At 57.2% G+C, this 11,851-nt stretch carries 7 protein-coding genes; 3 read left to right on the top strand and 4 right to left on the bottom strand.

Annotation, left to right across the window (positions count from 1 at the left end; all coding sequences use genetic code 11):
- Positions 1-324: 324 nt before the first annotated feature.
- The 4 genes from K1X80_RS28575 to K1X80_RS17200 form a co-directional block, all read right to left on the bottom strand.
- Positions 325-636: a DUF6896 domain-containing protein gene (locus tag K1X80_RS28575; protein WP_408980312.1), complete on the bottom strand. Its 312-nt coding sequence runs from the start codon at positions 634-636 to the stop codon at positions 325-327.
- A 902-nt stretch (positions 637-1,538) separates the two neighbouring features.
- Positions 1,539-1,907, bottom strand: a complete 369-nt coding sequence (locus K1X80_RS17210; RefSeq protein WP_081044273.1) for a hypothetical protein — start codon at positions 1,905-1,907, stop codon at positions 1,539-1,541.
- 1 nt (position 1,908) lies between these two features.
- A complete protein-coding gene (locus K1X80_RS17205; protein WP_220172364.1) occupies positions 1,909-6,537 on the bottom strand; it encodes an RHS repeat-associated core domain-containing protein in 4,629 nt (1,542 codons plus the stop codon).
- Between the two features lie 176 nt (positions 6,538-6,713).
- Complete coding sequence (locus tag K1X80_RS17200; protein ID WP_186625901.1) at positions 6,714-8,534, bottom strand: sigma-54-dependent Fis family transcriptional regulator; 1,821 nt, start codon at positions 8,532-8,534, stop codon at positions 6,714-6,716.
- 253 nt (positions 8,535-8,787) lie between these two features.
- Between K1X80_RS17200 and K1X80_RS17195 the strand changes: the two genes are divergently transcribed.
- From K1X80_RS17195 to K1X80_RS17185, 3 genes are read left to right on the top strand one after another with little or no spacing between them, the layout of a single operon-like run.
- Positions 8,788-9,882: an ABC transporter ATP-binding protein gene (locus tag K1X80_RS17195; RefSeq protein ID WP_057445261.1), complete on the top strand. Its 1,095-nt coding sequence runs from the start codon at positions 8,788-8,790 to the stop codon at positions 9,880-9,882.
- Positions 9,882-10,979, top strand: coding sequence for an ABC transporter ATP-binding protein (locus K1X80_RS17190; RefSeq protein ID WP_057960018.1), 1,098 nt, complete (start codon positions 9,882-9,884; stop codon positions 10,977-10,979). The genes K1X80_RS17195 and K1X80_RS17190 overlap by 1 nt, the downstream gene beginning before the upstream one ends.
- On the top strand, positions 10,976-11,842 hold the full coding sequence (locus K1X80_RS17185; RefSeq protein ID WP_120733471.1) for a carbohydrate ABC transporter permease: 867 nt from the start codon (positions 10,976-10,978) through the stop codon (positions 11,840-11,842). The genes K1X80_RS17190 and K1X80_RS17185 overlap by 4 nt, the downstream gene beginning before the upstream one ends.
- Positions 11,843-11,851: the final 9 nt, after the last annotated feature.

Raw genomic sequence — 11,851 nt, 5'->3', positions numbered from 1 at the left:
CCAGTGGCAACCCTAAAACGCTGTCGGAAATATCTGAGAGGGGATTGATATATAACCCTTCCGGTAGTTGGTTAAAGGAACGGATCTATTTAGCGCCCTGCGGGAGCAATGGCCGTTTGCCGCCGCTCAACGCGTTTTGGTGTTGATTCATAGTGGGCAATGGTGGGCCTATTACTAAATTTACTAGCGATTAAATAGGTTCGTTCCTTTTGTTCCGGTTTTTATCAAGGTTTCTGGAAAAATAAGTTGGAAGTTGAGCCCTGAATTTTCTTTGCTTTTCCTTTTTCTACGTACTCGCTGAACTCTCGCTCGAGCGTCGTCTTGTTAGTGTATTTTTTGTATTTTTTTGGAACTTCGCATGCGTAAATGTAAAGTCATCCATGATTCGAAGCCATCAATTCGACCGTCGGGGCCGTAATCGAAGTCAATACATTTCTCGGATATGTAAACCCTACAGCCGACTCCATGTAGTTCGTACGTTGCGTCATCGCTGAGCTTTCCGCGCAGCGGGATTTTTTTTGAACGCCACAGTCCTAAGATATTTTTTGTACCAAAAGATAATTCAAGTAAGTTGGTTGCCTTTTCAACTTCCTCTAAGTATTCGCTGATTAGGTCTTCTAGCGTCTGAGTTTTCATTTTCTTGACCTTTCTAGCCTATCTGGTCCAGCGATTTTTGAAGAGTTCACTACGTCATTGATGCTGCTAAATGAGGTGTGGTGGTTTTCTATATTGTCAATCAGTCTTATGGTGACAAGTGTATGTGTTCGCCTTGCTGCAGACGCCCGATGGTGCCCATATTATATAATGCGAAAAGGGGGCGGATCTATTTAACAAAGTGCACAGATAACGACTATAAGCGTTTACCGAACATCACGCCTTAGTGGTTGGCTTAATTCGGGCGCACAAGTTAAGGGGGCGCATTAATGACGGACTTATTTTTTATTGGCTAGGGATTAACTATTTCCGTCACTTTTATCGCTGATATGCAGGTTCTGGACAAGGCTGTCGATACTGGGTACATTAAAGTATTGACTTTCAAGTGAGTGGCTCTCGTCTAGACGTCTGTTGGGTAAAGTGAAATGTTTGTTGTTTTTAAGTTTACATACTTTGGAGTATGGTCGGGCTTTTCTTTCAGGTCTATAAGGATTGTTTAAGATCCAATGCGTAGGGCTGCGCAATTATCATCATTCCCTAAGATCAGTTCTGCGGTTATGTAGGTAATGCTGTCTATGATCTCTATTTTTTCCTCATGCTGGGGTGGTCGGGTAATATTATTGTTTCCAACAAAAAATATCATTCAGGTCGAATTCGACATCAATATACTCTCCGATTTTCGGTATCGGGCCTATCCACGTTGCTACACCACGTCCGGCAGATGTCTCATAATTAACATAAGATTTTTCGCGATGAGAAAATATATTTAGTATTTTTACAATCATCTTATTTTTTTGTAGTGCGCTTTAATTGCTGGGTTGTCAATGTTCATTGTTTTGTTTTTTGGGGGAGTAAAAGGGAGCTATTATTGCATCGGCTTGCGATCAAATAGAATCGTTCCGTTTTTTACGTTTGGTAGTGTATGTGTTGTGTGTGCAGTCAAGTTTTTCAGCGGTATAGCTACCTGCAATTACTGTAAATATCACATCGCATCCGTCACTGGATGTGAAGCAATAACTTGTCCCTGTCTCGTTTGGATCTACTCGTGTTGCCTCTGCTGAGAGAGGCGTGTCAGTGGTTTCGTACATTTCGGATATTTCAGATCCGATCGCACCTATCCCTTGGAAGGCGATTAGTTTGTGGAAGGTTATTAGCCATAGCTGCTCCTGCCAGTCTGAAAACTCTATTGATAGCGTGCTTCTATCGCATATTAGTTTTTCTATTGTTCCGTCTGAAACGGGAAATTTCTTCATCTTAAGATCCTGGATGTTTTTCGCCCGGTAGAAACCCAGTTCCGTGCCCGGGCTGATAATTTTCAGGGGTGACCTTCAGTAGCGTATTTTGTTTTTCAGATTGCTTCCAGCTTAAGTCATTCGGCTTAAGCTCAATGTGATAGTGGTTGCCGTGATGTCTTGGACTAAAAGGGCCAGGATCTCCCGGGTGGCTTTCAAATCTAATGCGGGTATCTGTATTAGGCCTCCATTCCATTCGTTGGGTACCGTGTTTTGTTGTTGAAATCTTTGGCTGTACGCCTAAAGCCTCGGTAAAGTCATTTGGATCAGAAGGGAAGTGGGTGTAAGCATTCGGTATAGCAGGTGAGTTGTGGTCGGCTTCTATTTGCGATGTAGGGTCTTCGATACGAACGGCTGGTTTACACCCGCTTTCGCCCGGACACGTATTCAACCCCAACGGATCCACCCACCCCGTAGGGTTGGGCACATACAAATACCCGTTCAGCCCACCGGCCAACTTCACCGGGTCGGGCGTCAGGTAGCGTCCGTTATCCGGATTGTAGTAGCGATGCCGGTTGTAGTGCAGCCCGCTTTCCCGGTCGAAATACTGCCCCTGAAAACGCAGCGGGTTATCGACGGTGCTCACGTCCAGCCGGGTGATTTTTCCGTAGGCTTGGTAATGGGCTGACCAGACGATTTTGCCGTCCGTGTTCGTTAGCTCCTGGGGCGTACCCAGGTGGTCCAGTTGGTAGTGGAACGCCTGGGTATTGGCCGGACCAAACCCTTCCAGCAAGGCCAGCGGCCTGAAGCTATCAGGCTCGTAGAGATAGCTGCGATGCTGCCCCGCCGTGTGCTCGGCGATGACTTTGTCGCCTTGCCAGAAAAACTCAGTGGTTTTGCCCGCCACGGTTTTGCTGATGCGCCGCCCAAATGGGTCATAGCGATAACTGGCCTGGCTGCCGTCCGGTTGCGTCACGCCGATCAGGCGGTGCTGGCAGTCGTAGCGGTATTCGGTGACTAACTGCTGCGCGCGGCCACGGCGTTCGCGTATGAGGTTTCCGAAGGCGTCGTAGTCGTAATGCCGGTCGCCTTGCAGTAACAGGCGGTTGCCGACGACGATGCCGGGGCCTGGGCGGTCTTGCATCAGCAGGTTGTTCGCCGGGTCGTGGGCGAAGCGTTCGGTGGGATCCTGGGAATGGTCGGCGCGGGTCAGGCGGTCGAGGGGGTCGTAGTGGTAGTCGTGCTGGCCCTTGCGGGTGTCGAGCAGGCGGGTGAGGTTGCCGCTGTTGTCGTAGGTGTAGCGGCGAAGGCCGTGGCGGTGTTCGTGTAGGGCCAGGCGGCCCTGGTCGTCGTAGTGGTAGTGGCTCAGCAGTTGGCCCTGCTGGCGCTGGTGTTCGCGGCCTGCTTTGAACAGGTGCGAGCTGAGTGTCCGGCCATTCAGGTCGATAGTGGCAAGGTGGCCGCCCTTGTCGTGGTTGAAGGTCAGGCGGTTGTTGTCCGGCAGGCGCAGGGTTTCGAGTTGGCCGCAGTGGTCGTAGCCATAACGCAGGGTGCCCCAGCCTTGGTGCTCGGCGGTCAGGCGGCTTTGCGCGTCGTATTCGTACTGCAGCGGCCAGTGGCCGTCGTCGACGCTAAGCAGATTGCCGAGGCGGTCGTAGGTGTAATCCACCGTGCTGCCATCGGGCAGGTTTTTTCGGACGAGGCGGCCGGTGTTATCGCGCTGGTAGGTGGTAACCAACTGACGGTCATCGTCGCCAAACTCGGTTTTTTCCTGCAGGTGGCCGTTGAGGTCGTAGACGTAGGCGGTGCGTTGGCCGTCGAAGCCGGTTTCCTGCTGGATCAGGCCGTTGGCGTGGTACTCCAGTTGATAGCGCTCACCTGCCTCGTTTTCGATCTCGGTCAGCAGCAGGCGAGTGTTGTCGTAGCGGTACTTGAGTTGAGAGCCATCGGGGTTGATCCGGCGACTGATCAGGTGCAAGCCATCGGCATATTCATACCGGGTCACACGCCCCAGCTCATCGCGCTCGGCGGTGATTTTTCCGTAGGGGTTGTAGCTCAATTCGCGGGTGGCACCGCCCGGCATTACCACCTTGATCAGCCGACCCACCGCGTCCCAGTGATACTGGGTCAGGGCGCCATGTTCATCCTCGCGGGCAATCTGCCGGCCCAGGTCGTCATAGCGATAACGGCGCACGCCGCCATTGGGCAATTGTTCCCCAATCAACTGCCCAAGCTCGTTCCACGTCAGGCGCTGACAGCTGTGGTCCGGGTACCAAACCGCTAAAAGCTGGCCACGCTTGTCATAGCTGTACTCGGTGACATTGCCGGCTGGATCAGTCTGGCGCGTGATCGCGCCCTGATCATTACGCTGGTACTTCCAGACCGCCTCACCCCGGCGCATGACCCGTACGAAGCCATCCTCATACTCGTAGGAGGTAGGCTCGTCATCCCCAGGAAACAGCGCCACCAAGCGCCCAGCCTCGTCGTACTGATAGGCCGTGATCGCGCCCAGGGGATCCTGTTCAACCGTCAGCCGCCCCTGTGCGTCGTAGGACCTGAAATGCTCGCCGCCATCCGGATCAACCCGCTGCACCAGGCGTGCCCGCGGGTCATGCACGTAGACTTCCTGACTGCCATCGGCGTTAAGCAGGGTGACGCGGCCGTCGTCCCAGCTATAGCGCGTATCCATCTGCGCAAAACTGGCCCAATGCCGCACACAGCGCGCCGCCTTGCCAGACCGTTCCCACTCCCAGAAGAAACTCGCCCCACCGGCCAACTGCCGCTCAGTGATCACCGCAAGGCTGTCGTACTGATAGCGCTCGCTTTCGCCGACGGCATTGATCGCCTCAAGCAGTCGCCACTGTTCGTCATAGCGGTAGGAAACAACGTTCTGCTCAGTAACCCAGGCGTCATCCGATTCGCTTTCCACGCGAAACACCTGGTAGTCCAGCGCCACGATATGCCCGCGGTCATAACGCAACAGCAAGGCGCGACCGGCACCGTTATCCAGGCGCAGAATCCGCCCCAAGCCATCGCGGGAAATACCCAGGCGGTTGTCATACCCATCGCTGATCGCCGTCAGCACACCGTCGTGAAAGTGGTAGAAGCGTGCCCCCTGCGCCAGCACCAGCTCATCCGGCGTCGCCCCCAGATAAATCGCCGCTTCAGCCAGGCTATTGCTGATCGCCGGGCGGGCAACGGAGGGCAGGGGAAAGGTGGTGCTGCGGTTCTCATGGTCCGTCCACACCACCGACCCGCCGACCACCTCCAGCCGCTGCGCCAACGAGTGGCTCCAGCCAAAGCCCAACCCGCAATCCACCTCCACGGCACTGGTGCGATACAGGCGTGTCCAGGCAAATGGCAGCACGCCATCCAGTTCGCCATCGGTCAGGGTCAGCAGTTCTTCGCCGGTGACCATGGACACCGGGCAACCGTGGGTCGCGGTTTTATCAGCGCTAGCAGTTGCTTCCCCGTTGGGGTTTTTCGCGGAGGAGGGTGCGTCGTCCAACGCCTCTGCCTGCTTGAGCGTGGTATTGCGCCGCGCGCCCCAGTGCATCTGCAGGCCACCCTTTTTCAAGCCGCCAACCACGCCGCGCACAGCCACCGCCTTGTAGCGATCCACCGCGCCCATAAAACGCTTGAGGATGTCGAACACGCCATTGACGAAGCCCACTGCAACGTCAACCACCTGCTTGCCATACTTCGCCAGACGCAGCCCCAGGTACGCGATCCCGGCACCTTGCAGGGCAATGGTCAGCACCAGCGCAATCAGCAAATCAATGAGCAGCGACACGGCAAACCCGGCAATCACCTCGGCGGTTTTCCCTGCCACCTGGCTGGGCGGCAACGCCGACAACCAGATCATCGCCGTGCGCAACATCAGGTACAGCGCCGCTTCGTCGCTGGCCAGCAACATCGCCTGTTCCATCACCTGCGGCGCTTCGCGCGCCAGGGCTGTCAGCTCGGCGGCCTGGGCGCCAAGGCGTTCGATGTGTTTGGCCGGGTCCTTGAGGATGTCCTGCACCAGCGACAGGCTGTCCCACACCTCGGAAATGGCTGACCAGGTACCGGCCAATACCCCACTGCCAATGGCACTTGACGCCGACACCTGCCAGTGCGGTTTGAACCCCCTCCATTCCTTGCGCAGCCAGGCTTGTAGCTCGGCGGCCAAACTGTCGTAGGACGCAAACAGCGCCTCCACCTGCGCCGCCGAAACCCCGCCCTGTACGCGCACCTGATAGCGCCCACCGGCCGCGCAGTGATGGGCGCCCTTGCCCTGTTCATCCAGTTGGATAAATGTGGAACTGCCGTCCTCCAGGCCAATCACCTGCACCTGGAGATTGCCCAGCGGCACGTCATACACCGACTCGAATTTGCTTTCGATCTTCAGCTCGCCGCCTGCCGGGCACACGGCAACACTGGAAGTAAAGTCGGTGTCGGTCAGGCTTACCGACACCTGGGAATCACCGATCCGCAGCACCCGCTCCATGCCCAGCAGCGACGGCAAATCCGTGGCGTGGCTGACCTTGTCCAGGGCCAGCGCGTACCAGCTTGTTACCTGCTGGCGATACAGCGCCAGGCTCTGGTGAAAGCCATCCAGCTCGTATTCGATCAGGTCGATGGGCGATGAATCAGGGGCAGGGGCTGGCATCCATGACGTCTCTGCAAAAGAAAGGCGTCGGAGAATGCCGCAGGAAAAGGGCGCTTGGAGGTGTGGTCTGTTAAATCAGAATGGGCTTACGGACAGGGGGAGTTTTTCAGTTGGAATCGGCGTTTACGCCCACATCAACTAGCGATCAGTCTTAAAGAAAGACACAGGGTTTACGGCTATGGAGCGGCGCGTAATCGCTTGTATAAGGTATTGCGGCTGACCCCCAACTCCCTCGCCAAGTGGGAGATATTGCCGCCGACCGCTGCCAGTCGTTGCTGAAGGTTTTGCCTATCGTCCAGATCGTCCATGACCACCGGCGCGCTGGGTGCGGCTTGCCCTAGGTCGACAAAAAAATCATCCGGCAGGTGCTCGGGGCGAATCGGTTGATCTTCGGCCATGACCAGCGCCACCTGCATTACGCTGCTGACCTGGCGCAGGTTGCCCGGCCAGGGGTGTTGCTCGAATAACGCCAGCACTTCAGCACTGAGCCCGGCCCACTGCGTGGGCTCGCGGTGCTGTTGCCACAGTTGCTTGAACAGCGCCTGCTTGTCACTGCGCTCGCGCAGGGGCGGCAGTTCCAGGGTCAGGCCGCCGATGCGGTAGTACAAATCCTCCCGAAACCGTCCGATCTGTACCTGTTCGCGCAGCGAACGGTTGGTCGCCGAGATAATCCGCAGGTCCACCGGGAACAATTCGCTGCTGCCCACCGGCTGGACGCAGCGCTCTTGCAATACCCGCAGCAGCCGGGCCTGGGTGGGCAAGGGCATGTCACCGATTTCATCGAGAAACAGCGTGCCTTTGTCCGCCTTGCGGATCAGGCCAATGCTGCCTTTTTGATTGGCGCCGGTGAACGCGCCTTTTTCATAGCCAAACAGCTCCGATTCCACCAGCTCCGCCGGAATTGCCGCACAGTTGACCGCGATAAACGCCTGCTGGCTGCGGGAACTGGCCTGGTGCAGGGCTTTGACGAAAACTTCCTTGCCGACACCGGTTTCACCGTGGATCAGCAGCGGAATGTCTTTTTCCAGTAGGCGTTCAGCCTGGCGCACAGCCTTTTCCACGCGGCTGTCACCAAAGTGCAGGGTCTTGAGGCCGATGGGCGCGGAGGCTGGTTCACTAAAGACCCTGGCCTGCACCGGCGCCTGTTTGGGGCGTTTGAGCAGGCACTGGAAACGGTTGCGCCCCGCAGCCTGCAGGGCAAAGGGCAGGCCTTCGGGCTGGTTGAGCAACTCCAGCAGCGAGACCTTGAACAGGCTGTCGATCATCACCCGCGACAGGCTGATGCCCAGCAAGTTGTCGGCGCGGCGATTGGCTGACAGCACCTGGCCACTTTCATCGAAGATCAGCAGGCCGGCCCATTGGCTGTCGAGGTTGTTCAGGCCGGTGTTGAAGGTCAGTTGGAAGTGTTCGCCGCCAAACAGGTTAAGGATCAGCCGGTTTTCCACGGTCTGGCTCATCATCTTGACCATGCCCAGGGTGTGGGAGGGCGGCAGGTAGCTGTCGCTGGACACATCCAGTACCGCAATGATCTCGCGGTTGGCATCAAAGATCGGCGCGGCTGAGCCGGTCATAAAACGGTTGGCCTTGAGGAAGTGTTCGTCATGTTCGATATGCACCGCCTGGGCGCAGGCCAGCGCGGTGCCGATGGCGTTGGTGCCGGTGGCGCGCTCCATCCAACTGGCTCCGGCGTTGAAGCCACGGGCCAGCTTGGGGTCGATAAAGCGTTGGGTGCCCCACGAGGTCAGGACTTGGCCCTGATTGTCGGCCAGCATGATCAGGCAGTTGGAATTGCTGAGGATGTTCTCGTAATAAGGCAGCACTTCCTGGTGGGTGGTCTGGACCAGCGCGTGCTGGCTCTCCAGCAGTTGGCTGATGCCCTCGGCGGGCAGCTGGTCGAAGCTGGGGGCGCTCTGGTGATCCAGGCCGAACGCACGGCAGCGGCGCCAGGAGTCCTGGATGATGGTGTCGTGGGGCAAAAGCGGGGCTGGTGCGGCCATGGCGGTGACCTTCTTTTTATTGTTGTTATGAACCCTATGCAATTCCAATGTGCGAGCGGGCTTGCTCAGTGTTGTTCAGAACTGTTCATTGTCAACCTGGAGGTTGTTCAATTGTTCAGTTGTGAATGTTCATTTCTGTTCAGCACTGAGCAGTGGTTTTGCTCAAGTCTTTGGCAAATCGACGTTTTTTATTATTGGCACGAAACTCGCTCTGCCCCTGGAAGAACAATTCCAATAAGAAAAAGGGCGTGTCATGTCATTGACCCTGGAACATGTGACCCGTGTCGTCGAAGGCCAGACCTGGATCGACGACGCCAACCTGCGCTTTGAAGCCGGTTCTTTCAATGTGTTGCTGGGCCGTACGCTGTCCGGCAAGACCAGCCTGATGCGCCTGATGGCCGGCCTGGACAAGCCTGACAGCGGACGCATCCTGATGAACGGCGTCGACGTCACCCATAAGCCGGTGCGCTTGCGCAATGTGTCGATGGTGTACCAGCAGTTCATCAACTACCCGACCATGACCGTGTTCGAGAACATCGCCTCGCCGCTGCGCCAGGCCGGGGCCTCCAACGAACTGATCCACAGCAAAGTGCTGGAAACCGCGAAGATGCTGCGCATCGAGAAGTTCCTGCAACGTCACCCTCTGGAGCTGTCCGGTGGCCAGCAGCAACGCACGGCGATGGCCCGGGCGCTGGTCAAGGATGCCGAGCTGATTCTGTTCGACGAACCCTTGGTCAATCTGGACTACAAACTGCGCGAAGAGCTGCGCCAGGAAATGCGCGAGCTGTTCAAGGCCCGCAACACCATTGCCATCTATGCCACCACCGAGCCCAACGAGGCACTGGCGCTGGGCGGCACCACCACCATTCTCCACGAAGGCCGGGTGATCCAGAGCGGCAAGGCCGCCGAGGTCTATCACCAACCGCAGACCGTGCTGGCAGCCGAACTGTTTTCCGAACCGCCGATCAACCTGATGCCGGGGCGCATCAGCGGCAATGAAGTGAGTTTCGCCAGCGACGTGCACTTTCCGTTGAATGTCGACCTGCGCCCCATCGGCGAGGGCGAATTCCGCTTTGGTGTGCGCCCCAGCCATATCAGCCTGGTGCCCAGCAACGACGATGATCTGGAACTGGCAGTAACCGTGGAAGTGGCGGAGATCAGCGGCTCGGAAACCTTCCTGCACGTGCGCAGCGAGCATTTTTTGCTGGTTTTACACCTGCCGGGAGTACACGAGTACGACGTGGATGCGCCGATCCGCATCTATATTCCGACCCATAAACTGTTTGTGTTCGATGGTCAGGGCCGTTTGGTCCAGGCTCCCGGGCGCCGTGTCGCGAGGGTTGCCTGATGGCCGAGATCCATTTGCAGAACCTGGCACATAGCTACAGCCCTACACCCGCCGGGCCTGAAGACTACGCCATTCGCGAAATGAACCACATCTGGGAGCAGGGCGGTGCCTACGCGTTGCTCGGGCCGTCTGGCTGTGGCAAGTCAACCTTGCTCAACATCATCTCCGGCCTGCTCAGCCCTTCGGAAGGCCAGGTGCTGTTCGACAATAAGGTGGTAAATGAGCTGACCCCGGAAAAGCGCAATATCGCCCAGGTTTTCCAGTTCCCGGTGGTCTACGACACCATGACCGTGTTCGATAACCTGGCATTCCCCCTGCGCAACCAGGGCATGGCCGAGGCGAAAGTGCACAGCAAGGTGCAGGAAATTGCTGAAGTGCTCGACCTGCAGAACCTGCTGGGCAAAAAGGCCCGCAACCTGAGTGCCGATGAAAAGCAAAAGGTCTCGATGGGCCGTGGGCTGGTGCGCGATGACGTCTCGGCGATCCTGTTCGACGAGCCGCTGACGGTAATCGACCCGCACCTGAAGTGGAAACTGCGGCGCAAGCTCAAGCAGATCCATGAGCAGTTCAATATCACCATGGTTTACGTCACCCACGATCAGTTGGAAGCCTCGACCTTTGCCGACAAGATCGCGGTGATGTACGGCGGGCAGATTGTGCAGTTCGGCACGCCGCGGGAATTGTTTGAGCGTCCCAGCCATACCTTTGTCGGCTATTTCATCGGCAGCCCAGGGATGAATCTGATTGAAGTGCGGGCCGAAGCTGGTGGGGTGCGGTTTGCCGGGACACATCTGGCGTTGTCCGAGGTGCAGCAGCGGCAGATCGCGGAAAAGGACTACAAAAAACTTCAGGTCGGCATTCGTCCCGAGTTTATCCATGTGTGGGACGAGGCCAATCCTGATGCGTTGCAGGCCGACGTCATGCATATCGAAGACCTGGGCACCTACAAGATCCTGACCCTCAACCTCGACGGCGCGCCGTTGAAAGTACGCCTTGCCGAAGACAAACCGGTACCCGAGGGCCGGGCGTCGATCAGCTTCCCGGCGCAATGGTTGATGGTCTATGCCGATGATTACCTGCTGGAGGCGCGGCCATGAACAAGGTGCAGAACAACAAGGCCTGGTGGCTGGTATTGCCGGTGTTCCTGCTGGTGGCGTTCAGCGCGGTAATCCCGATGATGACCGTGGTCAACTACTCGCTGCAGGACATTTTCGACCAGTCCAGCCGCTATTTCGTCGGTGCCGACTGGTACAAGCAAGTGCTGCTGGACCCGCGCCTGCATGATTCGCTGCTGCGCCAGTTCATCTATTCCGCGTGTGTGCTGTTGATTGAGATTCCGCTGGGCATTGCCATTGCCCTGACCATGCCCACCAAAGGCCGCTGGTCGTCCCTGGTGCTGATTGTGATGGCCATCCCGCTGCTGATCCCGTGGAACGTGGTCGGCACCATCTGGCAGATCTTCGGCCGTGCCGATATCGGCCTGCTGGGTTCGAGCCTGAATGCCATGGGCATCAACTACAACTATGCCGCCAACACCATGGACGCCTGGGTCACGGTGCTGGTGATGGATGTCTGGCACTGGACCTCCCTGGTGGCGCTGCTGTGCTACTCCGGGCTGCGGGCCATACCGGATGTGTACTACCAGGCGGCGCGGATTGATCGGGCATCAGCCTGGGCGGTATTCCGACATATCCAGTTGCCGAAGATGAAGAGCGTGCTGCTGATCGCCGTGATGCTGCGCTTCATGGACAGTTTCATGATCTACACCGAGCCGTTTGTCCTGACGGGAGGCGGGCCGGGGAATGCCACGACCTTCCTCAGTCAGACCTTGACCCAGATGGCTATCGGCCAATTCGACCTGGGGCCGGCGGCAGCGTTTTCCCTGGTGTATTTCCTGATCATCCTGTTGGTGTCCTGGCTGTTCTACACCGCCATGACCCACTCCGACGCCAACCGCTGAGGTCGCCAA

It is taken from the genome of Pseudomonas sp. So3.2b (assembly GCF_019464415.1).
Classification (GTDB): Bacteria; Pseudomonadota; Gammaproteobacteria; order Pseudomonadales; family Pseudomonadaceae; genus Aquipseudomonas; species Aquipseudomonas shahriarae.
Note: the sequence above shows the minus strand (reverse complement) of the source record. Positions and strands in the feature narration are given on the sequence as shown.